Annotated in this window: 22 protein-coding genes and 3 pseudogenes; 13 read left to right on the top strand and 12 right to left on the bottom strand. The window is 69.2% G+C overall.

The genetic code is table 11. From position 1 onward, the window contains the following. Positions 1 to 9: 9 nt before the first annotated feature. From AQJ84_RS24190 to AQJ84_RS24180, 3 genes are all read right to left on the bottom strand, one after another. Positions 10 to 879, bottom strand: coding sequence for a hypothetical protein (locus tag AQJ84_RS24190; RefSeq protein ID WP_030037920.1), 870 nt, complete (start codon positions 877 to 879; stop codon positions 10 to 12). Beyond that, positions 876 to 1,481 (bottom strand): ATP-binding cassette domain-containing protein, encoded by a 606-nt coding sequence (locus tag AQJ84_RS24185; RefSeq protein WP_030037921.1) that lies wholly within the window; start codon positions 1,479 to 1,481, stop codon positions 876 to 878. Before AQJ84_RS24185 ends, AQJ84_RS24190 begins: the two co-directional genes overlap by 4 nt. 651 nt (positions 1,482 to 2,132) lie before the next feature. After that, positions 2,133 to 2,507 (bottom strand): VOC family protein, encoded by a 375-nt coding sequence (locus tag AQJ84_RS24180; RefSeq protein WP_030037922.1) that lies wholly within the window; start codon positions 2,505 to 2,507, stop codon positions 2,133 to 2,135. A 627-nt stretch (positions 2,508 to 3,134) separates the two neighbouring features. On the opposite strand from AQJ84_RS24180, the gene AQJ84_RS24175 reads away from it, so the two are divergent. The 3 genes from AQJ84_RS24175 (at position 3,135) to AQJ84_RS24165 (ending at position 5,041) form a co-directional block, all read left to right on the top strand. After that, positions 3,135 to 3,632 carry a hypothetical protein gene (locus tag AQJ84_RS24175; RefSeq protein WP_225889141.1) on the top strand — a complete coding sequence of 166 codons (498 nt, stop codon included), beginning with the start codon at positions 3,135 to 3,137 and terminating at the stop codon, positions 3,630 to 3,632. A 370-nt stretch (positions 3,633 to 4,002) separates the two neighbouring features. Continuing rightward, a complete protein-coding gene (locus AQJ84_RS24170) occupies positions 4,003 to 4,578 on the top strand; it encodes a dihydrofolate reductase family protein (protein WP_030037924.1) in 576 nt (191 codons plus the stop codon). Positions 4,579 to 4,669: 91 nt separating this feature from the next. After that, a complete protein-coding gene (locus AQJ84_RS24165) occupies positions 4,670 to 5,041 on the top strand; it encodes an iron chaperone (protein WP_030037925.1) in 372 nt (123 codons plus the stop codon). A 293-nt stretch (positions 5,042 to 5,334) separates the two neighbouring features. On the opposite strand, the gene AQJ84_RS24160 is transcribed toward AQJ84_RS24165, so the two are convergent. Next, entirely contained in the window at positions 5,335 to 6,555 is a 1,221-nt protein-coding gene (locus tag AQJ84_RS24160; protein WP_051869496.1) for an acyltransferase family protein, read from the bottom strand. Positions 6,556 to 6,730: 175 nt separating this feature from the next. Here AQJ84_RS24160 and AQJ84_RS24155 point away from each other — a divergent pair, with 175 nt between their 5' ends. Further along, positions 6,731 to 10,441: an nSTAND1 domain-containing NTPase gene (locus tag AQJ84_RS24155; RefSeq protein WP_053191044.1), complete on the top strand. Its 3,711-nt coding sequence runs from the start codon at positions 6,731 to 6,733 to the stop codon at positions 10,439 to 10,441. A gap of 353 nt (positions 10,442 to 10,794) precedes the next feature. On the opposite strand, the gene AQJ84_RS24145 is transcribed toward AQJ84_RS24155, so the two are convergent. Continuing rightward, positions 10,795 to 11,532, bottom strand: coding sequence for an ATP-grasp domain-containing protein (locus AQJ84_RS24145; protein WP_078631536.1), 738 nt, complete (start codon positions 11,530 to 11,532; stop codon positions 10,795 to 10,797). A gap of 320 nt (positions 11,533 to 11,852) precedes the next feature. On the opposite strand from AQJ84_RS24145, the gene AQJ84_RS24140 reads away from it, so the two are divergent. Further along, positions 11,853 to 12,362, top strand: coding sequence for an SUKH-4 family immunity protein (locus AQJ84_RS24140; protein ID WP_030037928.1), 510 nt, complete (start codon positions 11,853 to 11,855; stop codon positions 12,360 to 12,362). 15 nt (positions 12,363 to 12,377) lie between these two features. On the opposite strand, the pseudogene AQJ84_RS44300 reads toward AQJ84_RS24140, so the two are convergent. From AQJ84_RS44300 to AQJ84_RS24135, 3 genes and pseudogenes are all read right to left on the bottom strand, one after another. Further along, positions 12,378 to 12,639: pseudogene (locus AQJ84_RS44300) on the bottom strand (IS5/IS1182 family transposase); the annotation flags it as partial. After that, a pseudogene (locus AQJ84_RS41215) lies at positions 12,615 to 12,963 on the bottom strand (helix-turn-helix domain-containing protein); the annotation flags it as partial. The pseudogenes AQJ84_RS41215 and AQJ84_RS44300, both read right to left, overlap by 25 nt. A gap of 117 nt (positions 12,964 to 13,080) precedes the next feature. Further along, positions 13,081 to 13,626, bottom strand: coding sequence for a GrpB family protein (locus AQJ84_RS24135; protein ID WP_225877108.1), 546 nt, complete (start codon positions 13,624 to 13,626; stop codon positions 13,081 to 13,083). A 453-nt stretch (positions 13,627 to 14,079) separates the two neighbouring features. On the opposite strand from AQJ84_RS24135, the gene AQJ84_RS24130 reads away from it, so the two are divergent. The 3 genes and pseudogenes from AQJ84_RS24130 (at position 14,080) to AQJ84_RS24125 (ending at position 18,372) form a co-directional block, all read left to right on the top strand. Continuing rightward, positions 14,080 to 16,776: an ATP-binding protein gene (locus tag AQJ84_RS24130; protein WP_053191041.1), complete on the top strand. Its 2,697-nt coding sequence runs from the start codon at positions 14,080 to 14,082 to the stop codon at positions 16,774 to 16,776. Between the two features lie 114 nt (positions 16,777 to 16,890). After that, a pseudogene (locus tag AQJ84_RS42440) lies at positions 16,891 to 16,989 on the top strand (IS5/IS1182 family transposase); the annotation flags it as partial. 162 nt (positions 16,990 to 17,151) lie between these two features. After that, positions 17,152 to 18,372: a S1 RNA-binding domain-containing protein gene (locus AQJ84_RS24125; protein WP_037802038.1), complete on the top strand. Its 1,221-nt coding sequence runs from the start codon at positions 17,152 to 17,154 to the stop codon at positions 18,370 to 18,372. Between the two features lie 356 nt (positions 18,373 to 18,728). On the opposite strand, the gene AQJ84_RS24120 is transcribed toward AQJ84_RS24125, so the two are convergent. Next, on the bottom strand, positions 18,729 to 18,929 hold the full coding sequence (locus tag AQJ84_RS24120) for a hypothetical protein (protein WP_404817510.1): 201 nt from the start codon (positions 18,927 to 18,929) through the stop codon (positions 18,729 to 18,731). Between the two features lie 260 nt (positions 18,930 to 19,189). On the opposite strand from AQJ84_RS24120, the gene AQJ84_RS24115 reads away from it, so the two are divergent. After that, positions 19,190 to 19,561: a DUF6233 domain-containing protein gene (locus AQJ84_RS24115; protein ID WP_030037935.1), complete on the top strand. Its 372-nt coding sequence runs from the start codon at positions 19,190 to 19,192 to the stop codon at positions 19,559 to 19,561. A gap of 77 nt (positions 19,562 to 19,638) precedes the next feature. After that, entirely contained in the window at positions 19,639 to 19,848 is a 210-nt protein-coding gene (locus AQJ84_RS24110; protein ID WP_030037936.1) for a hypothetical protein, read from the top strand. Between the two features lie 68 nt (positions 19,849 to 19,916). On the opposite strand, the gene AQJ84_RS24105 is transcribed toward AQJ84_RS24110, so the two are convergent. Beyond that, positions 19,917 to 21,167 (bottom strand): PP2C family protein-serine/threonine phosphatase, encoded by a 1,251-nt coding sequence (locus AQJ84_RS24105; RefSeq protein WP_030037937.1) that lies wholly within the window; start codon positions 21,165 to 21,167, stop codon positions 19,917 to 19,919. A gap of 433 nt (positions 21,168 to 21,600) precedes the next feature. Here AQJ84_RS24105 and AQJ84_RS24100 point away from each other — a divergent pair, with 433 nt between their 5' ends. From AQJ84_RS24100 to AQJ84_RS24090, 3 genes are all read left to right on the top strand, one after another. Then, positions 21,601 to 22,467 (top strand): GNAT family N-acetyltransferase, encoded by an 867-nt coding sequence (locus AQJ84_RS24100; RefSeq protein WP_030037938.1) that lies wholly within the window; start codon positions 21,601 to 21,603, stop codon positions 22,465 to 22,467. Positions 22,468 to 22,687: 220 nt separating this feature from the next. Beyond that, positions 22,688 to 23,293, top strand: coding sequence for a GOLPH3/VPS74 family protein (locus AQJ84_RS24095; RefSeq protein ID WP_030037939.1), 606 nt, complete (start codon positions 22,688 to 22,690; stop codon positions 23,291 to 23,293). A 353-nt stretch (positions 23,294 to 23,646) separates the two neighbouring features. Continuing rightward, on the top strand, positions 23,647 to 24,720 hold the full coding sequence (locus tag AQJ84_RS24090) for a TauD/TfdA family dioxygenase (protein WP_030037940.1): 1,074 nt from the start codon (positions 23,647 to 23,649) through the stop codon (positions 24,718 to 24,720). 223 nt (positions 24,721 to 24,943) lie between these two features. Here the strand turns inward: AQJ84_RS24090 and AQJ84_RS24085 are convergent, their stop codons facing one another. Together AQJ84_RS24085 and AQJ84_RS24080 are read right to left on the bottom strand one after the other, a co-directional pair. Beyond that, positions 24,944 to 25,582: a CoA transferase subunit B gene (locus AQJ84_RS24085; RefSeq protein ID WP_030037941.1), complete on the bottom strand. Its 639-nt coding sequence runs from the start codon at positions 25,580 to 25,582 to the stop codon at positions 24,944 to 24,946. Beyond that, positions 25,582 to 26,352, bottom strand: coding sequence for a CoA transferase subunit A (locus AQJ84_RS24080; RefSeq protein ID WP_030037942.1), 771 nt, complete (start codon positions 26,350 to 26,352; stop codon positions 25,582 to 25,584). The genes AQJ84_RS24085 and AQJ84_RS24080 overlap by 1 nt, the downstream gene beginning before the upstream one ends. Positions 26,353 to 26,521: the final 169 nt, after the last annotated feature.

The following is a 26,521-nucleotide window of genomic DNA, read 5'->3' as shown; positions in this document are numbered from 1 at the left end:
ACGTGGACCTCAGAGTGCTTCCGTGTCGGATGCCGAAGCCGACGGCACGGCAGTTCGGCGCGGCGCGGGAAGGGACGGAGCGCCACTACCCGGCACAGGCTCAGGGGGCTGTGCGTTGACGTACAGGGCGCTACGGGTGCTGCGGCGAAAGCCCATCAGGGCGATCAGGGCCGCTCCCGCGAACCAGGTGAGCTGGATTGCCAGGTGTCGCGGCACCGGGCTGGTGGAGAATCCCGCCGCCGTGCCGGCCTGCATGGCTCCATAGGAAGGCAGGTAGCGCATGACCGGGTTGTCGGCCCCGGAGCTGGTGATCGGGTTCTGCAGCGCGAGGTCGATGATGCTGGTCATCACGATGGCGAACATGCCTTCGACCTCCCGGCGCAGCACCGAGCCGAAGCCGACGCCGAGGGCGCCGTAGGTGAGTCCCGCGCTGAACAGCGCGGCGGCGAGCAGCAGAGGCTGGCGGGGTGTCCAGACCAGGCAGGTGACCGCGGTGGCGTAGGCGGCGACGGCAGCCGAGATCAGTGCCAGTGCGGTGACCTTGGCCAGTACGAGGTGGGCGCGGGGGTAGCCGGCCAGCGCCAGTCGGCGGTCGAAGAGGTTCCCGGAGAAGGTGGCGGCGAACATCATGAATCCGGTGATCAGGGTGACCGCGTTGAGCGCGCCGCTGATCTCGGTCAGTTCGTTGCCGTGGGGCGCCAGCGTCTCCCCGGTGGCGCGCAGCCGCATGTGCGCAGGGGTGTCGGGCATCGCCAGGTAGGCAAGGGTCGTCCACAGGGGGACGAACAGGATCACCAGGACCATGGCGAACCGGTTGCGGCCGTGCTCGGTCAGCGCGAATCCGGTGGCGAGTGCGAACCGGGTCAGGTGATACCTCACGCGGCCACCGCCTGGTCCGGGCGGAGTACCCCGCCGTCCAGACGCCACAACTCGTCCAGGCGCTCGGTGTCGTACGCCAGGTGGGAGACGACCAGGACCGAACGTCCCGCATCACGCAGGCGCACAGCGAGATCCCAGAAGCGCTGGTACGTGTCCCAGTCGAACCCCTGATACGGCTCGTCCAGCAACAGCACCTGGGGATCGTGCATCAGCGCCAGCGTCACGTTCAGCTTCTGTCGCGTCCCGCCGCTGAGCACCCCGGCCCGCTCATCGGCGTAACCGGCGAACCCCAGCACGTCCATGACCTCCTCGGCATACCGCAGATCTGCCAGGCGGTATGCCTTCTGGAAGAACCTCAAGTGCTGCCGGACCGTCAGCGCGTCGTTGAGGACCACGTGCTGCGGGCAGTAGCCGAACCGACCACCATGACGGACCGTGCCGCGTGAGGGCCGCAACTCACCGGAGAGGATCTTCAGCAGCGTTGATTTACCGGCGCCGTTCTCCCCGACGATCCCGCACAACGTCCCCGCTCGAAGCAGCACATCAATGCCCCGCAGGACCTCACGCTGACGGTAGGCATGATGCACATCCCTGACCTCCACGCCCGCCTCCCCCCATACAACCGGACTAACCACGACCGGGTTTCCCAACGACCACGGCGCGGAGAAGATACGGGCCCCATGTCGGCGGTTCGACGTCGGCGTGCCGGCCGGCATCTGTACGGGGAGCGCAGAGCCTTCGCCACCTAGCGCAGAGCCTTCGCCGCCTTGCGGTCGGCACTGAGCACCGGGCGAGTCCGCGCCTTCCAGGCTCTGCCCGTGTGATTGACCTCGCACGCGACAGAGCCCCACGCGGGCGGCGGACCCGTCGAATCCCCCCACGACGGAGTCGGCCGACACCGCCCGCTCCGACGCCCCGACCGAGTCGTCCCGGACCTGGGCCTCCTCAGGCAGGCGGGCCTAAGCGCCGTCCACCTCCGCCGTCCACCTCCGCCGTCTGCCTCCCAGCGAGCGGATCGTTCATGCACCGTCTGCCACGGCCATGGCGGTCCGGCAGGTCACGCCGCGGGGCACCCGTCCGTAACCGCGCCCACACCCCGTTGACTACCTGCCGGTGGGGTCCGGCTTCCAGCCCTGGACGAGGAGCCCCAGCAGTCCGTCGTGCCGCCGTCCAGCTCCACCACTGAGAACGGGAGGCCGCCCTTCGATCGCGCACCGGGACCGCCTCAGTGACTGCCGCGGGCCCGGTGGCCTTCAGTGGAGGCAGAAGCAGAACGGATGGCCGGCCGGGTCCGCGTAAATCCGCCAGTTGGCCTCCGGGCGGAGCTGGTCCGTCCGCTCCAGTACGGTCGCGCCGAGGGCGAGCGCCCGCTTCTCCTCGCCGTCGAGGTCGTCCACGTCGAAGTCCAGGTGAAGCTGCTGCGGGCGTTCCTGGCCGGGCCACTCGGGCGCTCGGTAGCCGTCCACCCGCTGGCAGGCCAGCGGCGTCCCCTCGAACCCCTCCACCTCGACCCAGTCGGGATCCTCCGGATCCGGGACCACCCGCCCGCCGAGCAGCTCCGCGTAGAACTCCGCGAGCCGTACCGGATCGGCGCAGTCCAGCGCGACCGCCTGCAGCTTTCGAATCACTTACGACACCCCTCGCTCTTCAGCCGCTTCCGCGACGCCCCCGTACGGGAGTGGTCGTACCCGCCGCGGCGGCGGGCATGCGCGGCGGCACACCGGACCGCCGCCGCGCTTTCACCCCGCTGCGCGCAGAGCCACCTGCCCACCTGGCTTCCATCCGGCGCAGGCCGGTTCCACCGGATTCGGGCGGTCTTTCGCTAACGGACGATGACGGGGCGGGGTGTCGTCGCCGACAGCACGCCTACCTGGTCGACGCGCGGGTGCGAGGCCCGTCGGACGGGGAGTGCCTGGCACTGTTCGATTGCGGCAGCACGGTCACCGGAAAGGCAGGTGATTTGGCGTCGGCGCCTTCTGCCAGCCGGGGCAGAAGAGGCGGGCCCGCATCGACCGCAGCTCGGCAGCAGCCCGACCAGCCTGTTTCTCGCAGGCGTCGAGGCCGGGTGCTCTGTACCCGGCCGCGGCTGGTGGACGCCCGTGCGCACCCCGTTCCGCCTGGACCCTCCCCCGTGACGGGTGAGGCGCGCGGCAGGTCCATCGGATGTGATGGGGCGAGGGGCAGGACATGCGACATGTGCAGGCCGCTTCCCGGCCGTCTCGGAGGAGGAACCCGTGCCCAGGGCCCATCCCAGTGTGACTGCCGGACGTCGCGCTGAGCGCCGGACGCAGGCCGACTACACGGGCGGCGTCTACGGCTCCATGCTCGCGGCTTCGGTGGTGATCGGCGCCGGCACACTGGGTTCCTTCCCGCGCACCGAGCTGGTGCTGCTGCTGTTGCTCACCGGCATGGTGTTCTGGATCGCGCACGTGCACGCCCAGCTGTTCGGGGCGCGCCTGGCGCAGCAGGTCATGGACCGCCAGACCGTGTGGCACGTATGCCGCGACGAGTGGCCGATATTCAAGGCCGCCGTCCCACCGGCCGCCGCGGTGGCGATCAGCCCCCTCCTGGGCCTGGACCTGGAGGGCACCGCCTGGCTGGCGGTCTCCGTCGCGGTGGCCGGGCAGGTCGGGTGGTCCGTGGCCGCGGCCCGCCGCGCCGGTGCCTCGTGGCGGCTCCTGACCGTCACTGCCTCGGTCAACGTGCTGCTCGGTTTGTTGATCATCTCCTTCAAGATCGCTCTGACGCACTGATCCGGGTCACGCGGGGGCCTCTGTCGGGGGTACCGGTACCGGGTGGGGCCGGCGCAGATGTCGGGGCCGGCGCGCAGCGGTGCGTTGTTACTCGCGGCGACAGGTGGTCACGGGCAGCGCTACTTGGCCACTGAAAGGTGCCGTCGACCTTTGAGCGCGTGGCATTCGAGTGGTCAGAGCCTCTTGTGGTGGGCACAGCGATGAGTTTCGGAAACTTGCCGGGTCTATGGGTGCGACGGTCGGTTCGTCCCGCCCGATGCGTGACGAAGCGGAAGCGCCTACGCAACGCGGTGGCCCGTCCAACGGTGACGCGTTTCGCCGCGGGACGGGTCAGTACCCGCACCGATCAACCGCGCCCGAGGAGTTCGACATGACCGCTACCTACACCTTCGACGTCTTTTCCAGCCTTGACGGTTTCGGCGCCGCCGGCGGCGACTGGACCGGCTACTGGGGTAAGCAAGGCCCCGAGCTGCTCGACCACCGCCTTGCTGTGTACGGCGAGGAGCAGCGGATGGTCTTCGGGGCCAACACGTATCGCGCATTCGCGCGGATGCTCGCCTCGAGCACCGCCGAGTCCGAAGTGCGTGACCCATGGGTCACACGGATGACGAGCCTGCCCGCCACGGTGGTGTCGACCACGCTGGAAGGGCCCCTCGACTGGCTGGACGCGGACCTCGTGAGCGGCGACGCCGTCGACGTCGTCGCTCGGCTCAAGGAGGAGTCCGAGGTGCCGTTGCGCTCGCACGGCAGCCTGTCGATGAACCGGGCGCTGATGGCCGCCGGCCTGGTCGACCGCTTGCACGTGACGCTCTTTCCCGTCATCACCGGTCGGACCGGGCTGGACGCGATCTTCCAGGGTGCGGCCGACTTCGACCTGGAGCTGCTCGAGAACCGGACGCTCGACGGCCGCATCCAAGAGCTCGTTTACCGACCCACCCTCCATTGAGCTGGACGCATGCGAAGAGGTTCTTCGGCGAGCCTGCAGCGGGGCATTCCGTCGCCGCACCACGAAGGGCGGACAGTGCCACACTGGCGCCATGGGAAAGCCGCAGACGGTCGATGAGTACATCGGGGGTTTCGCGGGGCAGGGCCGCGAGCTGCTTGAGCAGGTACGGGCGCTGGTCCTCGATGCGGTCCCCGCGGCGAGCGAGGCGATCAAGTGGGGCCATCCCGCGTGGGTCCACCCGTCCGGGACGATCCTGTTCATGGTCAGCGGCCACACCAAGCACGCCAACGTCGTGTTCACCCCCAGCACCCGCGAGGCGTTCGACGCCGACCTCGCCGACTTCGCCACCGGCAAGGGGTCGGTCAAGCTTCCGTACGGCCGGCCCGTGCCCGGCGATCTGCTGCGCCGGATGATGGCCTTCCGCGTACGCGAGCACGAGGACGACGGTGTGCTGTGGATGTGACAGGCGTGGCGGACGTGAGCCCGATCCGCGGAGGCAAGGGACCGGCCCGTCACCTCGGGGGAATGTGACGGGCCGGCCCTGCGCCCACGGTGCCACACTCCGGTGCGTCGCGCGTCTTTCCATGGCGGGCGGAGCAACGTCGACGACCCTTGCCCACCAGCTCGAACAACTCGTCCCTGCGTGCGGTCAGGCAGCTGATACAGAGGAACTTCGCTGGCCGAGATGAGGCTGTGTCGGGTAGACACAGGTCGGCAGGGGCACCGCAATGGCAGTGGGTAGGGCCCGGGCTCTCGTCACGATGGCTGCACCCGGCGTGCCAACCTGTGGCCCCAGTTCTGGCTCGGAGCTTCGATGTAACGGTAGGACAGCAGGCACAGGGGCAGCAGCACGCTGAAGAACGCCACTTCGAGCGCGAGACTGTCCTGCCGACGTCGGCCGACCGTGCTGTCGATGACCGTCAGCAGCACCGGATGCACCAGGTACACCGAGTAGCTGATCGTTCCCAGTCCGGTCAGGACGCGCGGCAGGCACCGGCTGCGCAATGCCAGTCCAGCGCCAAAGGTAAGCACAGCCAGCAGAAACGCGGCAATCCAGCCGCGCCTCGTGAAGTGGTCACCATTGCCCCACAAGTACGCGCTCCCCACAGCACAGGCGGTCACGATGACGGCGGTGCAGGCCGTGAACCGCCAGGTGCACTGGCCGTTCTCGGCACGGTAGACGGTGGTGCCGAGGAACATCACGGCCAGGATCACCAGGCCCTCCCACAACGGGACAGTGCCGTTGAACGGGACCAGTGCGAGCGCCAGCGCCCCGCCCAGCGCACCCCCGAACCCCCGGAGCACGGCTGACCCGGCACTCGCACAGCAGAGGGCGACTCCCATGGCGGTCGAGGCGAACGCGATCACTAGGCCGGTCCCGAAGAGGCCCGACAGAGCGGAGGGCGGCAGCGCCACCCCTGCCGCCACGCTCCCGGCCGCGAGCACGGCCAGGATGACCGCGACCGCCGCCGACCGCCGGTGGAGGCGGACCGTGAAGAGAGCGACCACCAGCAGGTAGAAGGACATCTCGTAGGAGAGCGTCCACAGGACGAGCAGGAGACCGGGTGTCCCCAACAGCTCCTGGAGCATGGTGACGTGGGCGACAGCCGCGGTGGTGGCGCTCTGCGGACCGACGTCACGTATCTCCGCGACACCCAGGGCGTTGAGGGCCAGGAGCACGGTGACGACAGTCGCCCACAGCGGGTACACACGGAAGATCCGTCCGATCCAGAACGTCCGGACGCAGCCCCGGCGCTCCAGCGAACTGGGGATGATGTAGCCGCTCACCAGGAAGAAGACCATGATGCCGTAGCGACTGGTGTTGAAGTACGGCATCAACTCCCGCCGGAAGTCCGCCATGAAGGTGTACGACGAGTGGTCGAACACCACGACGAGTGCGGCGATACCGCGTAGCGCGTCTAGCCAGCCCAACCGCGACGGGCCAGCCACCGAGAAGGCCGCAAGCAATCGCGACATTACAGAAAGTGACTGTTTCGGTGAAGCGGTGACGATGAGTGGGGATTCCATGTGTGAGCAGAGTCCTCTTCGATCAGGCAGGCCCTGGTCGGGGTGCACTGATCACCGAGTTCACCGGCTGGAGCATTGTTCGGCAGTACCGTTCTGGCGGTCGAACAATGAACGGGGTGAGGGTGTGGCGGGGCGTCGTGAGGTGCCGGTGGATCCGGCGGCGGGACCGGTGCAGCGGTTCGCATTTGAGTTACGCAAGCTGAGGGCGGAAGCGGACGGGATCACCTACCGGTCGCTGGCCCAGCGGGCGGGCTACTCGGTGACCACGCTCTCGCAGGCGGCGGCCGGCGAGCAGTTGCCGACACTGCCGGTGGTCCTGGCCTATGCGGGGGCGTGCGGTGGAGACCTGGCCGAATGGGAGGCCCGGTGGAAAGCGGCGGTCGAGGAATTCGCCGGTGACGACTCCCGGGACGAGGACGGAACACTCGCGCCGTACCGAGGCCTGGCACGGTTCGAGACCGGGGACAGCGGCCTGTTCTTCGGCCGGGAACAGCTCACCGCCGACCTGGTCGACCTCCTGCGCCGTCGGCGGTTCGCCGCGGTCTTCGGCCCCTCCGGCAGCGGCAAGTCCTCCCTGCTGCGGGCCGGCCTGATACCCGTCCTCCGGCACGCTCAGGAGCCGGGCCCGCGCCCGGCCGCGATCCGGATCCTCACCCCGGGCGAACATCCCGCCCGCAGCCACGCGCCCCTCCTCGCACCCGCGATACCCCGCGACGGCAACACCGAGGCGGACACCTTCGTGATCGTCGACCAGTTCGAGGAGGTCTTCACCCTCTGCCACGACGCGGCCGAGCGCGCTCACTTCATCGATCTGTTGCTGACAGCCCGGCAGCCCGAGAGCCGCCTGCGCGTGCTGCTGGCGGTGCGCGGCGACTTCTACGGCCGCTGTGCCGAACACCGTCACCTGGCCGACGCGCTGCGCGACGCCAACCTCCTGGCCGCAGCGATGAGCCCGGCGGAACTGCGCGACGCCGTCGTAAAGCCGGCCACGGCCGCCGGGCTGACCATGGAACGCGCTCTGACCGCCCGGCTGGTCAAGGAGGTCGCCGACGAACCCGGCGGACTGCCGCTGCTGTCCCACGCGCTGCTGGAGACCTGGCGCCGCCGCCGCGGCAAGACACTGACCATGGCGGGGTACGAGGCAGCGGGATGCCTGGACGGCGCGATCGCCAGGACCGCCGAGGAGGTCCACGGCCGGTTCACCGAGGACCAGGCGGCTGCCGCCCGCCGGGTGTTGCTGCGCATGGTCGTCCCCGGTGACGGCACTCCCGACACCCGCCGTCCCGTCCAGCGCGCAGAACTGCCCGGCACCGGCCGGGGCGACACCGCCCAGGTGGTGGAAGCACTGGCCGGTGCCCGGCTGCTCACCCTGGACGGCGACATGGTCGAGATGGCCCACGAAGCCCTGATCACGGCCTGGCCCCGGCTGCGCGGCTGGATCGAGGACGACCGCGAACGAATGCGTGTGCACCGGAACCTGACCCAGGCGGCCCACGCCTGGCAGGAACTGGGGCGCGAGGAGGGCGCTTTGTGCCGGGGAAGCCGGCTCGCCGCCGCCCAGGAACACTTCGACGGAGCATCCCGCGAGGAACTGACCGACTTGGAGCACACCTTCCTCGACGCCAGCAGGAACCACGAGCGGAAGGGCCGCCGTCGCTATCGGCTGGTGCTCACCGCGGTCACCGCCGCCCTGTGCCTCGCCCTCGTCGCCACCGGCCTCGCCGTGGGGCAGTGGCAGAACGCGGTCACCGCCCGGCACCAGGCCCAGTCCCGCCAACTTGCCGCCCAGTCCAGTGCACTGCTGCACTCCGAACCAGACCTCGCCGCACTGCTCGCTGTCCATGCCTACCGGACCAGCCCGACCCGCGAAGCCACCACCGCCGTGTATGCCGCCGCGGCGCTACCGCTGCGCAAGCGCCTGATCGGCGGCACCGAACCGGTTGGTTCCCTCGCCCTCAGCCCGGACGGACACACCCTCGTCACTCACAGCAGGAACGGCAAGATACGGATCTGGGAGCTACCCGGAGGCCGGCTCCGCCACACATACACCGAACACAGCGTCAGCGAGGTCGTGGCGTTCAGCCCCGACGGACGCACCCTCGCCGTCGCCACGGCTGGTGACAGTGGCGGCGGGCTGGCCCTGTGGGATCCGGTCACCGGCAGAACCCTCAGAACCTTCGCCGTCCCCGACGGCGCGGTACGCGGGATGGCCTTCAGCCCGGACGGGCGTACCGTGGCCGCTGCCTCCGCGCTGGCGGTACGCGTGTGGGACGTGGCCACCGGTCGAACGCGGCACCGCTTCACCAGCCACCCCGACCCGCAGGCGGTCGCCTTCGGCCCCGACGGACGTACCGTCGCCGTGGCGGGCCGTGACGGACTGGTGCGGGTGCGGGACGTGGCCACCGGGCGTATCCGGACCACCCACGACAGCCAGGTCGAGGGCGTCTCGGTAGGTTTCAGCCCTGACGGCCGGACCTACGCGGTGGTCCGCACCGACGGCTCGGTGCAACTGCGGGAGACGGCCAGCGGGATCGTCCGGCACACCTTCAACGACGTTCCCGTCGGGTTGAACGAAGTGGCCTTCGCCCCGGACGGGCGGACGGTAGCTGTCCCCGGCCCCGGGGACACGGTACGACTGTGGGACACCGCCTCCGGCGCGGCGGTGGCCACCGTGACCGTCGGCCACCGCGGACGAGGAGTCATCCAAGTTGCCCTCGATACGGACGGCCGAACCCTGGTCACCAGCAGCAACCTTGACCCCGACGTCCGTGTCCACCGCCTGCCCGGCGACCGTCCCCGGACCACTCTGCGCGGCCCTTCCGGCACGTACATCGCGGGCATGGCGTTCAGTCAGGACGGACGCGTGGTGGCCACGGTTCGGCAAGGACCGCCCGGGCGTGGGTCGGTACAGCTCTGGGACGCCGGAACCGGCGAGCGCGCAGCCGCGCTAGCGCTCGACACCGGCCCGGCACTCCGGGGAGAGGAGATGGACCTCCCGGTCAATCGCCTCGGGGCCGTGGGATTCAGTCCGACCGGAGGCGCCCTGGCTGCCAGGGCCGGCAAGGACAGGGGGATCGAGGTACGGGACATTGTCACGGGCCGCCTTCACCAGAGCCGTGCCCTCGGCGCCGTCGACACGGCGGTCTTCAGTCCCGACGGGACACGGCTCGCCGTCGTCGGTGCGGAAGGCCCGGTGCGGATCTGGCGCCTGTCAACCGGGGCACTGCACACCGCCCACACCGCCGATGGTGGACCCGTCAGGGCGGTGGCGTTCACCCCGGACGGCCACACACTTGCTGTCGCGCACATGGAGGCCGACAGAGAACAGGTCACTCTGCTCGACACCGCGACCGGCCGTACACAGCGCACCATCGAGCCGGGTGGCCGGAGCCCGCTGTCCCTCGCGTTCAGCCCGGACGGGCGCACCCTGGCCACCAGCAGCAACAGGTCCGTGAAAACCTGGGATGCGCGCACCGGCCGGCTCCTGGACAGCTACAGCGCCGTCGGTGCGGTGGCATCGCTGGGCTTCAGCTCCGATGGACGCACCCTGGCCGTAGGCAGCGCCGGAGGGGTCCAGCTCTGGGACCTCGCCACCGGCCAGGTCAGAATCACCATGCCGACCCGCTCGCCGGAAACAGTGGCGTTCAGCCCTGACGGACGGACCCTGGCCATCGGCACGGACGGTTCCGTCGGACTGTGGACCGTCGACCTGCCCGACCCGGCCCGCGCAATCCGCACCATCTGCGAGGCCATCGACACCACTCTCACCCCCCTGGAACGCTCCCGCCACCCGCACATCCAGTCCGCTCAAGACGACTGCCATCCAGCCATGTGACCGGACCACACCGCATCAACACAGCACCCTAACGCTCGCTTGCGGGTCGGTGCCGGCAGTTGCCGCGGTCGCCATCCCCGTTGTGAAAGCCGGCGAGAGCCGCCTCGACCTGCTCGGTGAGCTTCTTCTCTGACGCGGCAGTGGGTTTGGCGGTCGCCGTCGCTGTAGGGGTGGGAGACGGTGACGTCTTAGCGTCTGTGCTGTCCGAGGTGCAGGCGGTGAGCAGGAGCGCGGACGTTGTGACGGCGCAGGCGGTGAGGAAGTCCCTGCAGGTCAACGAGGTCATGAGGCAGTCTCCCAGTACCTCCAGCCGATCTCCTTGGTGGGTCTTTGGCACTGGCCACGCTTGCATTTCAGTCGGCCAGTTGAGGGCTCTCGAGGTTCCGGCAGAATCGGCGGTCACGCTCGGCGATCCGTGTCCGTGGACCAGCTGAGCGCAGGACGACGTCCAGGACCCGGTCAGGATCGGCGGCATAGCAGTTGCTGAACCAAGCCATGTTCGCCTCGACCACCGCCCACTGGTCGGCGGCGCCGTGCTCAGGTGTGGCCAGGAGCCCGATGTCCACAACCACCGCGCTGGGCAGCCCTTCGCCGCACGTGGCCAGGAGATCGTCCGCGAACTCCAGGACAGGGTCCTCATGGCGGTGCCCGGCCAGCGGCGCGGCGTCGAGATGGCCGAAGGAGGCGTATTGCGAACCCGTGCGGACCTCGCCGTCCAGGAGGTACAGGCGGAACTCCGCTGCCCAGCTCACCACGTCGCTGATCTGTACCGGCGCGTCCGGTGCCAGCTCCGGCCCTTGCGGGAGACACCTACCGCTGGCGTAGACGGCTGCTGGGAAGCTCTTGTCTCTCGGCGGCTTGACGAATGTCGGCCGGGACAGACGGCGCGCCTCGCCCAGGGTCACCAAGGCAATACGCCGTCCGGTGTACTCAGACGGCAGTGCGGTCAGCCAGTCGTCAGTGGGTTCCAAGAGCGCGATCTCAAGGTCGTCCACGACGCGCGCTGCGAAATTAGGGCCGCCATAGTAGTGGCCGCCATGCCCCAGGGCGGTGCCCGCACCGCCCTGGGCAGGGAGTACTTCTACATCCATGCCCCGCCGACGCGCCGCCCTCGAGAGCAGCTCACAAGTCGAGGTGTACTGCGGCGCCAACGCCAGGAAACCGTGCTCCGTCACGATCACCGACGATGTCACCGATTCGGTCGAACAGTCCACCGCATTCGGCCCCCCACTCCGGGATCAACTGGCCTACCAAGGCGCTCACTGGCGCTCGGTCGTACCTGAAACGATGACTACCGGCCGTTGACGTCAGCCCCTTAGATCCGTGGCATCTACCGCGACTAGGTCCCGTCCGGTGGGTCGTCCACGCGGTCTGAGAGGATCGGATGGACGGATCGAGTAGGGGGTGCCGGTTGCCGAGCGCGCTGTGGCTGCCATATGACGCGAGTTCTCTCGCGCGCATGGGTGTGGGCGGCGAGGCGGCGTGTGGGCTGGTCGAGCGAGGGTTGCCGGCCGACTGCAATCGCATGTTCGTGCGGGACTCAGGTCGGGAGCTGGATGTCCGCGACCTTCCGCCGGGTCGGGCTGCGTTCCTCGGTGTGTTCGAGGACGGCGTCAACACGTACTGGCTGCTGATCGACAGCGGTGAAGTGTGGATGGTCCGCGGCTACGAAGGCGATGGGGACCAGCAGTACGGGCTGGTCAACTCTTCGGTTGCTGGTCTGCAGAACGTCCTGGAGGTGTGGGAGGCGTTCGCCTGCTCGGGAAAGAGCGAAGCGGACGACGACTACGATGACTACGTCGAAGACGTGATTGAGCGGGCCCGGCAGAGCGATCCGAGGGTGTTCGAGGATGACGAAGCCTGGTGGTCACGCGTTTTCGAGGAAGTCGAGCTCGGCGTCTTGGTCCCGGAAGAGGTATAGCCGCGGACGCGGTGGTCATGCGCGGAGCCACCGTCGGATCGCCGCGACCGTGACCGTCCGGTGGAAGACGTAGGCCCGCTTGTCGTAGCGGGTGGCGACCGCGCGGAACGTCTTGAGCCGGTGAAATGGTGCGCTCGACCTCATTGCGGCGCCGATAGACCGTTGTGTCGAAGCCGGTGGGCCGGCCGCCCTTGCTACCCCGCCGTTGGCGGTTGGCTCGCTGGTCCCTGGGTTCAGGGATCGTGTGCTTGATCTGTCGGCGGCGATACGGTCGACGGGCGGCAGCGTCCCGTCGAGGATCACGAACACCTTGCAGGCCGCCGTCCGGACAGCAGCGGCCAGATCCCACGCGCGGGCCGCAAGGATTTCGACGGCTTCGGCCACGTACCGGTACGCCCTGGTGGTCCCGACGCCGAAACCGGCGGGCGAGCTGGGCGTAGGTGTGTCCGCACCGCAGATGTGCCAGTACGAGCAGGGCCTGCCGGCCTGTTGGAAGCCGGCGCCACCGCGTCCCTCGCTCGCGCTGTCGCGCGACCAGCAGGTCGGACAGGCACCGCGGGGTCGAGCTGGACAGATCGAAACCCGGTAGGTAGACACGCACTCGAAGCTCCGAGCGGACAGGTTGCTCTTGGTCGACAACCCATCTACCAGGAGCTGTACCCCCTTTCGCACGCAGCCCCTGTCAACTGAGCCTGCACACAGCCAGATTGGCAAGGACTCACTGCTTCTCCCACACGGGTACCGATGGCAGGCCGAGTTGTGCGCGAGCACGGTCGGTGAGTTCCTGCACCAGCACCGTCTTGGCTCGCGCATACTCACCCGGTCCCGTACCAGCGACGACAATCGCCCGCTTGAGGTGCGCGTACCGGGTCGCGTCCTCGGGATGGGCGCGCAGGTAGTCCCGGAAGATCCGCTGGTTCCGGGTAGGCCAACTCTCCAGGGTCACCACGTGCAGGATATGGCTGCGGACCCCACTATCTGCGCGGACGTACGGCAACCGGTCAGTCATCCTGTTGTCGTGAGGGTGGAAGCCGAGTTCGGCGAGCGCCGCCTGGTGGGGGGCAGCGTGCGTGAGGTCGTGGGCGGCAGCCATCAGGTCGATGACGGGCTTGGCTGACAGTCCCGGGACAGCGGTCGAGCCGATGTGTTCGATCTTCAGGAGCAGCCCAGGCGCCGCTGCCCGGAGAGCATCGATGGCGGTGGCGGCCTGCCGGGGCCAGCTCGGGTCATAGTCGGCTACGTGGATGCCGCTGGGCTCTGACACGGCCGTGATCCTGGTCAACGCACGCTGCTATGTCCACCGGAATTCCGCCCAGCCACCACGCCCGCCGTCACCATCCGACGTTGGAAAAGGCTCAGAGCCCATTCAGCGGGGATGCTCCTGGGTGAGGACGGCTGCGGCAGTTGACGACAGACGATTCGTGCTGCACACGCTCTTCGGAAGATGCGCCAGGACCTCGGACGGGCCGCGCCTGCTCCGTTCCACCGGAGCTCGCGTTGCGGAGAGCGCGCGGTTGACCAGGCGCCCGGCCGGCGATCTTGAGCGGGTCTCAGTTGACGCGAACTTCCGGCAGGGAGCCGCGCGGAGCGTCACTGGTAGCCATTGGAAGAGCGCCCAGGTGCCGTTTGGCGGCGTTCTGGGCATGACTGACGTCGGGCGGCGGTAGCGCGTTTGGGGGCGGCGCAACTGCTACAGCGGAGGACCGGGGGGCGGTCGATGACGGTCGAGGAGCTCGTGGCGGCAGTGGTCGCCTTGGCGATCGTGTCTGCGAAGAGGCTGGGTGCCGGTCTGGCGGATCGCGCGATGGAGAGTGTGGAGCAGTCGGTGGCCGACCGGCTGGGGTGGCTGTACCGGTGGATCGCCGGCCGGCTGCCCGGCGAGGAGGGCGCGGCTCTGGTCGAGGAGGCGGGCCGTTCTCCGGCTGCACGGGCTCTGCTGCGACGGCGTCTGGTACGGGCTTTGGGTGAGGATCCTGCAGGCGTTGAGGAGCTGCGGGTGCTGCTGTCGCCGCACACTCCGGTCCTCGCCCATAGCGATTCCCTTCTCCCGGAATCGTCCGGCATCCCGCGTCAGCTGCCGCCGGCGGTGGCGGATTTCACCGGTCGCGGCCAGGAGTTGGTGCGGCTGGTGGAGGCTGCTGAGCGTCCAGGCGGGGGCAGGGTGTGCCTGGTGCACGGTCCGGGCGGGATCGGCAAGACATCTGTCGTGGTGCAGGCTGCTCATGAGCTGATGCCGTCTTTCCCCGACGGCCAGCTCTTCGTCGACTTGAATGGGGCGGAGGAACGTCCTGCTGCCGTGGGCGATGTCCTGGGTGACTTCCTGGTGGCTCTGGGAGTACCGCGCGGACGAATCCCCGATGACGAGGCCGGACGGACACGTCAGTTCCGTACGGAGTCGGCCGACCGGCGTGTACTGATCGTCCTGGACAACGCCGCCAGTGAACAGCAGGTGGGTGCGCTGACGCCTGGTGGGTCTTCGTGCGCTGTCCTGATCACCAGCCGCCAGGTACTTGCCACGCTGGCCGTGGATGAGCGCGTCGCATTGCCGGGGCTGGACGAGGGCACCGCCTGGGATCTGTTGAGACGGATCGGCGGCGGGGACCGGGTGGACGAGGACCCCGAGGCAGGTCGCGACGTGGTCCGTCTGTGCGGCGGGCTCCCGCTGGCCCTGCGCATCGCGGGAGCGCGACTGGCCACGTTTCCCGCACGTACCGTGGGCTCGTTCGCCCGCGATCTCGCCGACGACCATCGGCGGCTGGATGTGCTGAGCCTGGGCGAGCGCAGCGTGCGCGCGGTCTTCCTCGCCTGTTATCAGGCGCTCCCTTCATTGCAGCGGTGTGCGTTCAGACTGTTGTCGGCCCTGGACACTCCCGACCTACCGGCCTGGGCGCTGTCGCCTTTGCTGGGCGTGGACCCCGATACGGCCGACGAATGCCTGGAGGGACTGCTGCTGGTGCATCTCGTGCAAGCTCGCCGCGGCGAGACAGGCGGCCAGCGCATCGTGCTGCACGATCTCACGCGCGGGTTCTCCAAGGAGCGAGCGGCCGAGCAGCCGGCGGACGAGGCCGATAGCGCCGTGCGGCGTCTGCTGGGGGCTCTCCTCAGCGCGGCCGACGCAGCCGACGCGCAGTTACGGCCGGCCGGTGCCCGGCACAGCAGCCGCGACGGGGCGGTCCGCCGTCCGCCGCCGGAAGAAGCTGTGGCGGGTGACGTGTGGGAGGCCGTCGAGTGGTTCGAAGCCGAGCGTGCCGTGCTGGTGGCAGCTGTCGCCCACGCTCACGCTCGCGGGTGGTGGGAGCTGTGCTGGGAGATCACCGACGCGATGAGTATCGCTCTCGAGCATCAGTGGCGCTGGGACATCAGCAGCCAGGTCCATGAGCTCGCTCTGGACGCGGCCGACCGTCTGGGGGATGGCGGGGCCCGTGCCGCGCTGCTGCGCAACCTCGGCGAAGCCTTGCGTGACGGCGGCAGTGACGTGGGCAGGGCCGCAGAGTGCTTCAGCGAAGCGATCGCTCTCTTCCAGAGCTCGGGCGACGCATACGGCGAGAGCGACGCCCTGGGCAACCTGGGAATCCTGCAACGCCAGCAGGGCGCGCTGCGGGTAGCGGCGCGAACGCTCACCGCGGCCGAGAGACTCTTCAGAGCTTTGCCGCTTGAGCGCGGGCTGGCCTGGACCCTGCGGGAGAAGGCGGTGATCAGTCGGCACCACGCTCACTACTCCGAAGCCCTCGCCCAACTCGACGAAGCGGAGGCCCTGTTCGCCGGCAACGAGGAGAGCCGCGGTGTCGGCTGGATTTTACGCACCCGCGCCGACACCGAGAAGGAGAGCACGGTGGGCGGCTGCCCGCTCCCTCGCCGCTGGTACGCAGGCCCCTGGCCCGGGCGCCACGTCACAAGCCGTGACGCACAGGATCCGCGGTGGGCCGCGGCCCGCGCCCACTACGAGCACGCCGCCCAGCTCCTACACGCTGTCCGGGACCACCGCGGGCACACCTGGGTCACCCTGGGGCTGGCCGACATGGCGCTCTACGAGGGCGACCACGCTGCCGCCGAACTGATCAGCCGCGGGCTTCAGGAGACCGACGCCTGCGGCGACCATCGGGGCCGCAGCAGGGCACTGACCGTGCAAGCCCTTTTGCACGCCGAGGCAAACCGCCTCAGCGAGGCCATCACGCTGGCAGAGCAAGCCCTCGCCGGCCCCCGCGACCATGTCGGCGCCGCTCAAGCCAGCTTCCGCCTTGCCCGCCTCTACGGCGCGGCAGGCTGGCACAACGACGTCCTCCACACCCTCCAGCAGTCCCGAACCCATCACCACGCCGCCGGCATGCCCTTCCCCGACCTCGCCGACAGCGAACTAACCAGGACACTCACCCTCCCCGCGCCCCGCGCCCGTCGCTTCCGTCGCCGTCAGTGAGCGATTTCAGCGCACCCACTGATCGGGTGATGCTCGCGGTGTGGGCAACGCATGAGGCTCCCGTGCCGTCGGGGAAGGCGTTCGAAGTCTCAACCTACTGGCGCAGGAGCCGCGTTGGTTCCGAATTCTGCCGCACTCGACCTGCCCCACGCGCTGGTCGAGTGGCCCACCGTGCTCATCGTCACCGGCGAGGGTGGCCGCCGATGCAGACTCCCTGCGCACCACGTGGACTGGTCGCCTGGTTTACCTGGTGCAAGCACGAGACCCTCAATGATCGCGGCGGCGTAAATCAGGCGTGGGACGGAGCATCCCGCATTACTCTCTCGTTCACGAGATCGGCTGCTCAGCTGCATCGCCGACGACCACGGGAGCAGAGTGCCGCCGTTTGTTTACCGGATCACGAAGTACGACCCTGCCGACCGCGACGAGCACGGCAGTTACCTCGGCGCTGAGGACACGGTCAGCGACCACGGGCCGGTCGAGGCGGCCTACCTACAGGCGGTTGCCGCGTTCGCCGAGGACACCGGCGTCGACCGTCTGGACATACGCGAGCCGGGGGTTGCCGGCCTCGCCCACTTCGGCCTGGAGCCGACCGTCCACGGCCACGGCCTCGCCGGGCTGTTCCCGCCTGACCTGAGCGGGTTCCACGACGGTGCAAGAGTGCCTCTCCCGGTCGGTCTGGAGCTGGTGCGGGTCATGCTCCGCGACAACGGCGCCTGGTGCTGCCTGGAGGTGGAGGGCAGGCTCACCGTGCGCGTCGGATGGGATCAGTACGTCTACGTCACCAGCGACCAGCCCTGCGAGGCAGCCGTCTCCCGCACGCGGGCGCTCGGGCTCTTCGCGGAACGGCTGGAGAACTCCCCGTACGACGAGGATTTCGATGAACCGGGCGTACAGCGGCCCGCCGACGAGGACTTCTGGGCCCGTCTGCGCTGGTCCGTCGCCACAGGGCAGGCAGCGATATTGGAGGAGGAACACCTCTACAACGCCTCCCGCTGGCACCGCCTCACCGAGGACACGCTCGACGCGGTACGCGGTCGGCTCACCCCCCGTGCCCGGTTGACCGTCTGGCCGGACCTGTCCACCGACGTCGACACGGTCCTCGCCACGCTGCCCGAGGGCTCGGTAGAAGTCGTCTGGGAGGACGAGAACGGGTTGATCACCAGCATGACCGCCGACGAGTCGGAGTACCGGGAACTGACCGCCCAAGTGGCAGGTGCACGTGCCGCTTCGGCTTTGTCCGTGTACGTCGACGAACGTCATCCCCTCTTCACTGCCGTCCTTCCCGACAACGACGGCGTTCTGCGGGCCCGGTGGCGGACCGAACCGACACCGAGTGACCGGAACTGGGCGTTTCTGAAGACTCTCCGGGTGGGGGACGTCTGCACGGGCACGGTCACGGAGATCGCCTGCTCCGGCGTGACCTCTGTGGACATCGGGGGCTTCACCGCGAGGATCGATCTTCCTGAGCTGTCCCGGCGGCACGTCGATCATCCCGCCGACGCCGTCCGTGTCGGCCGACGAATCTCCGCCGAGATCCTTGAAGTCGACCTGGTGAGGGAACGCGTACGCCTGTCCCCGAGGACACTGCGATGACGTCGGCCTTTCGCCACGTCGTGCCGCCCCCTACGTGCAGGCTGTCGCAGTTCGAGAATGCCGCCACGGCGTCCAGGGCCCCCTCCCTGAAGCGCACAGGGGCGGCCGCCTCGATCAACCGCCTCCTCCGAGCGGGCAACCCACTACGGCTGGCAGGAGCCACAAGCCGTCACCGCGACCCAGATCCTCCGATGGCAGCGCGCCGAACAAATCACCGATGAACTACAGGCGCCGCTCTACGCCACCCTGAACAGCCGGCAACGAGCCGAATTCGCCGAGCTCGTCGCAGCGTTGACCGCGCCACTGAACCTGTGACGGACCCGCGGGCTGCGGTCTCCAGCGGTCGCCGATCAGGGTCAGCGAGGCTTTTGGTGCTTACGGCCGCGGTGACGCCGCACGGTGACGACGCAGGCGAGTACGCCGAGTCCCCAGGCGATCAGGAGGGCACCCCACAGCGGCATGGTCACCTTGGGGATCAGCAGACGGATCTCCGTCTCCGCGCGGTTCTCGAAGATGAAGACCACGGCGACAGCGGTGATCAGGAAGAACGGCAGCACGCGGCGGACACTCGGGCGAGAGAAGAAGGGTGTGCGCTGCTTGTGCTGGTGGTGTGGTTCTGTGCCGGTAGGAGCCATGGGACATCTCCATCGCGTTTGCCCCCTTCCCTCAGCGTGCTCTTCCCGCACGCAGCCCGCGACCGCCGGACACAGCCGTCACGATCGGCCGTAGTCGCTGACCACCTCCCACCCACCGCCATCGAACAGCAATTCGATCCCGCGGGGGTGCAGGCGTGGATCATGGGCATAGAATCAAAAATGTGTTCGACGACCTGCCTCCCGACCTGGACCGCCTCAACGCCCTGCGGGTGTGGCATGCCATGTGGCTCGAGCGCATCGACGCGAAGATCGCAGCCGTGCGGCAGCGTCAGCTTGAAGCAGAGCACGGTCGACGTCGCCGGCCCGAACAGCCTGAGTGGATCGTCGAACTCGGCATCGGCACCGGACATCCCCCCGTCCAGGTCCACAGCGGCGACTGCCGCATGATGGGCAAGCGCCGCCGGCCCGTCGGCCGTGACGAAGCCCGCCGCCTGCTCACCGCGGGCCTGCGCGCCTGCACCCACTGCCAGCCCGACACCGCCCTGGACATCCTCGGCTTATCCACTCGCCCGGCCTGTGCCGCGGCGCGGTGATCGAACGCCTGTACCTCACGGTCGTATGCTGCGTTTGCGGTGATTCATCCACTGATCACCCGGAACGGAACCCACAGATGACCGTCACTCCCCCGCCGCCCGTCAGCGAGCCGGACCCCTCCACGTTCACCTGCTCCAGCAGCCTGGTCGGCCCCTGCTCCGGCTGCCAGCGCCCCACCCACAAATACGGCAGCGGCGGCAGCCCCCTCTGTCAGTGGTGCATGGCCCCTGTCCAGGACCGGTGGGGTCCGGCCGTGCGCTTCACGAGCACGCGCTCCCCCGGCTGACACGGGCGACGGACCGCAGATCGTCGAAGCCCGCGGACCGCCGTCACCTGAGCGGCGGACCGTGCGGCTCATCGCCCCGTACGCGGCACCTGCGGCTCGTCGGAGGATGTCGGTGAAGGGGATGCGTTGGCGAGATCCGCCCCGGTGTCGGCGTTCCGCCGGGAGTGACGGACGCCGTGCCAGTCCAGGCACATGATGGTGGCGTCGTCCTGGAGGTGACCGTCGTTGGCGGCGACGACCTTCGCGATGACGGTGCGGGCGGCCTCCCGCGGATGGAGGTCGCCGGTGCGCACGATCAGGCTCGCCAGGTCCACCTTGCTGGCGCGGTGCTCGAGCATGCCGTCGGTGAGCATGAACAGCCGGTCGCCGGCCCTCAGATCCAGCCGCTGGACCCGGTAGGTGTGCGGGAACCGGAAGCCGAACGGCATGTCGACCGCGACCTTGAGTTGCTCCACTTTGCCCTCACGCAGGCGCAGCGGCCATGGGTGGCCCGCGTTGACGAACTCGGTGGCACCGTCGAGCAGGCTGATGCGCAGGAGCTGACCGGTGACGTAACCCTGCCGGCCGTGGTCGAGCATCGTCTGATGCGCCTGCCGGGCCTGTTCGACCAGATCGGCGCCCGCCCGCCTGGCCCCGCGCAGCGCGCCCACGGCGAGGGTGGCGAGGAGTGAGGCGGCGACGTCATGGCCCATCGCGTCGGTGACGGACAGCTGCACGGTGTCGCGGTCGATCACGTAGTCGAAGGTGTCACCTCCGACAAGGTCGGCGGGCTCCAGTGCGCCGGCCACCGCGAACTGTGCGGCCTCGCAGGCGAGGGACGCGGGAAGAAGCCGGTGCTGGATCTCCGCGGCGAGACTCAGCGGCCTGGTGCGGCGGCCCCATTGGTACACATCGGTGTACGACCGGTTCGCGATCACGATGTAGGCCAGGGCGTGCGCGGTCTCGCCGATCTCCCGCATCGCGCTCTCGTCGGGCGCCGACGGGAGGAAGAGTTCCAGCAGACCGATGGCGTCTCCCCGGTTGGTGACCGGGGCGACGACCCGCACCCTGCTCCGGCCGTCCTTGGTCTGGGTGGCCGGCTGCTGGGTCCGGATCACCTCGTCGTACAAGGTGCCGGGCAGGTCTATGCGCCGGGCCGGGTCGTCGGTCTCCACGTCCCCGGCGGCGCCGAGGCGCACCACCGATGTACCGGTGAAGTCCGTGATGAGGAAGGAGACCCCGGTGGCGTCGAGGCTCTGCCTGAGCATGTGGGCGACGACGTCGAGGGACTCCACCGGTGGCGCAGCTTCCGCCGCGGCCAGTGCCCCGGCGAGCCCCACGGTCCGGCGGCTGTCGTCGTCCGAGGGATGCCCGGAGTCGGCCGCCCTGCCGGCGTCCGGCGGATGTGCGCTCACCTGATACGTCTCCCGTTGTCGATCGCCCGCACTCACCTCACCAGAGGAGACGTGCCGACGGTCCGGCCGCGATGGCCTCCCAGGCAAGCACACATCCGCACCGCGCACGTCTGTTCCCGGGACCCGCGCGGACCGTGTCCCCTTGTTCCGGTCTCCAGCGGGCCGTGGGTGTACGTCTTCGCCTCGTCTCCACTGCCCGGTGGAGGGCCCATGATGCCCCCGCTGTCCGCAGTCTATTGGCGGGGCGGGAGCAAGGCCTGTCCTGGAGAATCACCGGCCACGGCCGACCTGCCGACCTCGGCGAGGGCGACGCACGGGCTCCGAAATACGGTGGCGTTGCCTGATGCCGGTTGCTTGGATGCCCGGCGTGACCTCTACCTATCTTGCCGATCATCCGGAGCGGGCCTTGCTGGACCTGCTCGAGGAGTACTACGACGCGGTCCCACGCCACAGCGCCCGTGTCGAGGACCATGGGCCGCTCACCTTGTTCGTGCGGGAAGGCCAGGGCTGGCCGTTCTACGCACGTCCCGCGCGGGGGCGGTCCGGATCCCCAGCTCCCGCAGACGTGCACAAGGTCCGTGCCCGCCAGCGGGAGCTGGGGATCCCGGAGAGTTTCGAATGGGTCGCCGAGACCACGCCCACGCTGCGGGCAGCAGTCGAGGAGTCGGGGCTCGTGGTCCACGAACATCCGCTGATGGTGCTCGATCCGCGCACTCCGGCAGCGCTCGCGGAGGAGTGGTCCGGCGGCGTATCGGTGCGGATCGTGGACGCGGACGATCCGGTGCTGCCCAGCGCACTGGCCGTTCCTCACCTCGCCTTCGCCGAACCGGGAACCCACGTCGGCCTCGCGGGGGAACCGCAACTGGCGGAAGCGGTCGAGGCCCGTGGCGGCGACGGATCGGTCCAACGCGTGATCGCGCGTATCCGGGCAGGTCTGACGGTGGTGGCCGCGGCGGTCGAGCACGGTTCGGCACTGTCCGCGGGCCAGCACCAACCGCTTGCGGGAGTCAGCGAGATCGTGGGCGTCGGAACGCTTCCCGCGGCCCGCCGTCGCGGTCTCGCACTGGCGGTCACCGCGGCTCTGGTGGCCGACGCCCGGTCGCGGGGAGCGGAAACCGTCTTCCTGTCGGCAGGTGACGACGACGTCGCGCGGATCTACGCCAGGCTCGGCTTCCGCAAGATCGGTACGGCGCTGATCGCCGAGCCTGCCGAACAGGTCCGATGACGGTGCCGCCCGCGCCCCAACTCCACCTCCGGCTCCTTTGGGCGAGCCCCACCTGCAGTCGGTGTCGACACCAGTCGCGTTCTGCATGTCATGACGGCGTCTCGCATTGACCAGAGGCCCTGGGTCGTTCATAGTGCTGCGAACACTCTTCGAGCCTGCGGCCACCCGGTCCGGAAGGACCCAGGCACCGAAGCCGGAGTTCGGTACTGGGGAGAACTGGATGAACACTGATCCCACCTCGAGCCTCACCGGTGACTTCATGCTGGCCGTCTACCTGGACGGACAAGGCCGGGTTCCCGGCTATCGCACCGGCCTCGACTTCGGTCTGAGCGCGGCGATGCTGATGGAGCTCGCCCTGGACGGCTTCATCCGCACCGTCGACGGATACGTCGTCGCCGTCCAGGGTGCGGAGCCGCGTGACCCAGAGCTCCGCGATGTGCTCGCGCGGATCCGGTCGTCTCGCAGACGGCGCAGGACATCGGAGTGGGTCAGGGCGCTGAGCGGCGGCGCGCACAAGCGTCTGACCGTCGGCCTGATCACTGACGGTGTCCTTGTTCGCGCGCCGAGGCGGTTGCCGTTGCCGACCGGGGCGGCTCGTCGATACGACGTCCGTGGAGAGCGGCGGGACGCCGCGGTCCGGTCCCTGGGTGGTGCGTCAGATCGCTCCGTCGCACTGGCCGCCCTGGCGAGTGCGTGCGGAGCCACCTCGGACGGTCGCGAGTGGAGCGAGTCCGAGTCGACGCCGCACCCCCTGAACCTGACCTGCACCGAGATCCTGACCTCGGTCGCCGACTGCGTGCGTCCGCTGGCGTTCTCCTCCTGGTAAGAGCAACCCTCGTACACGTACTGCATTACAAGATGCCGTCTCGCCCATTGACTCGCACTTCGAGCCTCCCTATGGTGGAGACACTTCTTGAAAGGACGGGACCCGCATGAAGCCAGTCGCCCTGATCGGCGTCTTGCTCGTGTCGTGCGCTGGCCGCCGGACCTACGACGAACCGCTCAGGTACTCCCCGCCCCGGGAAGGACTGCGCCCCGGCACGGCTGTCGGCGAACCTCAGACTCCCTTCTGAGCGCCTGCGTCGCAGCGCGACACCGCGCCGCCGCAACGAGCCATTCGCCGTCCGCCGTGTCATCGCCGGCAGGCCTTTCCACCACACTCGCGAGGAGTGCATCACCATGACCACCACCGCCCCCCATCAGCAGATTTCCGGGCCCTCCGCCTGGCGCGGCGACGTGCTGTCGAACTCAACCGCCTGGATCTACGTCCTCAGCGACGCCGAGCGCACCGAGCTGGAGGACCTGGGACGGCGCTTCGTCGCCGACGACCCCGACCTGCGCACCGTCACCGCCGCCGACTACCCGTTCGAGGCCTGCCGGGCTCTCAACGACGAGTGCGCGCGGCAGATGGACGCCGGCCGGGGCTTCGTCCTGGTGCGTGGACTGCGCACCGAGGAGTACGGCGACGCCATGGCCGCGGCCGTCTTCTTCATCATGGGCCTTCACCTCGGCCAGCCGATCGGGCAGAACCAGAGGGGCGACCTGCTCGACCACGTGATCGCCACGTCGAACAAGACGCTGTCCGACGAGGGCGCACTGCCCTCCCGCGTGCGGGACCGGCTGCCGTTCCACTCGGACAGCTCCGACGTCGTCGCCCTCATGTGCCTGCGCGGCGCGAAGGAGGGCGGAGCGTCGAGCCTGGTCAGCGGCACCACGATCTACAACGAGATGCTGAGCCGTCGGCCGGACCTCGCGCCGCGGCTCTTCGACACCTACCACTGGGACTGGCGGCGCCAGGACCCCGACTCCCCGGAGCTGACGTACACCTCACCGATCATCAGCTACGTCGACGGCGTCTTCAGCACCTACGCCGGCAGCTCGATGATCTTCAGCGCCCAGGAGTACCCCGGCGTTCCCCAGCTGACGCCCGACCAGGCTGCCGCGATCGCCCTCTTCGACGAGATCTCGCAGGAGCCTGGCCTGCCGATCGACATGGATTTCCAGCCGGGGGATGTGCAGTGGCTCCTCAACTACGCCGCCCTGCACTCGCGTACCAGCTACGTCGACCACACGGAGCCGGAGCGCCGACGGCACCTGCTGCGGCTGTGGCTCAAGCGCGACGTCGGCCGCCCGCTGGCCCCGGAATTCGGCAAGCACGTCGTCGAAATGGGTGAGCCCACCACCCCGTTGGTGCCCGGCGGCCGGTTCCGCATCGCCGACGCCGTCACCGTCAACGACGACTGGGGGGTGTGACGCCGCACCCTCTGGGTGACAGCCGGCAGGGAAAGAACTCTCGCAACCGCCGCAGCCATGAAGACACCGGGCTGCGGCGGTTGTCTGACGTCCTCCTTGCGCGCGGCACCGGGCACATCGGATCACTGGATCAGGTGCCGTCGCGGGGCATCACCGGAAAGCCGAAAGCCGGCGTCACCGTGCGGTGACGCCGACGCGCTGTTGGCCTTGGTGTCGGCCTGGTTCACGTTTCGGGGATGAGGACCTTCGCCGCCGTCCTGGCGGTGATCTCCGCGGCGGTGACACCGGGGGCGGTCTCGACGAGGAGCAGGCCGTCGTCCGTGACGTCCAGGACCCCGAGGTCGGTGATGATCCGCTCCACGCAGCCCTTTCCGGTGAGTGGCAGGTCGCACTGCTCCACGATCTTCGGCGTGCCGTCCTTGGCGGTGTGGGTCATGGTGACGATCACCCGACGGGCGCCGTGCACGAGGTCCATGGCTCCGCCGATACCGGTCACCATTTTCCCGGGGATCGCCCAGTTGGCGAGGTCGCCCCTCGCGGAGACCTGCATGGCGCCGAGCACGGCTGCGTCGATGTGGCCGCCGCGGATCATGCCGAACGACAGGGCGGAGTCGAAGAAAGCCGCGCCCGGCAGGACGGTGACGGTCTCCTTGCCCGCGTTGATCAGGTCCGGGTCGACCTCGTCCTCGTACGGGAAGCGGCCGGTGCCGAGGATGCCGTTCTCCGACTCCAGTACGACGTGGACACCTTCGGGCAGATGATTGGGGATCAGTGTCGGCAGCCCGATGCCGAGGTTGACGTACTCACCGTCGCGCAGTTCACGGGCCGCGCGGGCGGCCATCTCATCGCGTGTCCAAGCCATCAGGCCCGCACCTCCCCAGACGTCACCGTGACGTTCTCGATCTTCTTGTCGGCGGCCTGCTCAGGGCTGAGGGCGACCACCCGCTGGACGAAGATGCCCGGCAGGTGGACTTGGTCGGGGTCGATCGCGCCCGGTTCCACCAGCTCCTCCACCTCCGCGATCGTGATGCGGCCCGCCATGGCGGCGAGGGGGTTGAAGTTGCGCGCGGACTTGTTGAACACGAGGTTTCCGTGCCGGTCGCCCCTCGCCGCGCGCACCAGGGCGAAGTCGGTGGTGATCCCGCGCTCCAGGACGTACGCGGCGCCGTCGAACTCACGGACCTCCTTGGCCGGTGAGGCGACCGCGACGCCGCCCTGGCCGTCGTAGCGCCAGGGCAGGCCGCCGTCGGCGACCTGGGTGCCCACCCCGGCCGGCGTGTAGAAGGCCGGGATGCCGCAGCCTCCCGCACGCAGCCTCTCGGCGAGGGTTCCCTGCGGGATCAGCTCCAGCTCGATCTCGCCGCCCAGGTACTGGCGGGCGAACTCCTTGTTGCCGCCGATATAGCTGCCGGTGACCCGGGATATCCGGCCCGCGGCGAGCAGCACGGCGAGGCCGGCTTCCATCGCCCCGCAGTTGTTGGAGACGACGTCGAGCCCTGTGACGCGGGCTTCGTGCAGGGCCTGGATCAGGGCCCCCGGAACTCCGCTGAGCCCGAAGCCGCCGACAGCGAGGGACGCCCCGTCGGGGACGTCCGCGACCGCGTCGGCCGCGGAGGCGACCACCTTGTCCATTCGCCTGCCCACTTTTCTGCAGGGCGCATGCGTCCTGCGCTGATCGAACTCGACGAGTTCGGATTGGTTCGTCTGAAGGGTGGCCCCGGAGCCGGAACCGGAACCGGAGTCACTGCGGTGCGCGCCCGGCCGCGCTCGGCACGGGCGGCACGGGCGGCACCGGGATCTG

This window comes from Streptomyces resistomycificus (assembly GCF_001514265.1).
In the GTDB taxonomy this organism is placed as follows: domain Bacteria; phylum Actinomycetota; class Actinomycetes; order Streptomycetales; family Streptomycetaceae; genus Streptomyces; species Streptomyces resistomycificus.
Note: the sequence above shows the minus strand (reverse complement) of the source record. Positions and strands in the feature narration are given on the sequence as shown.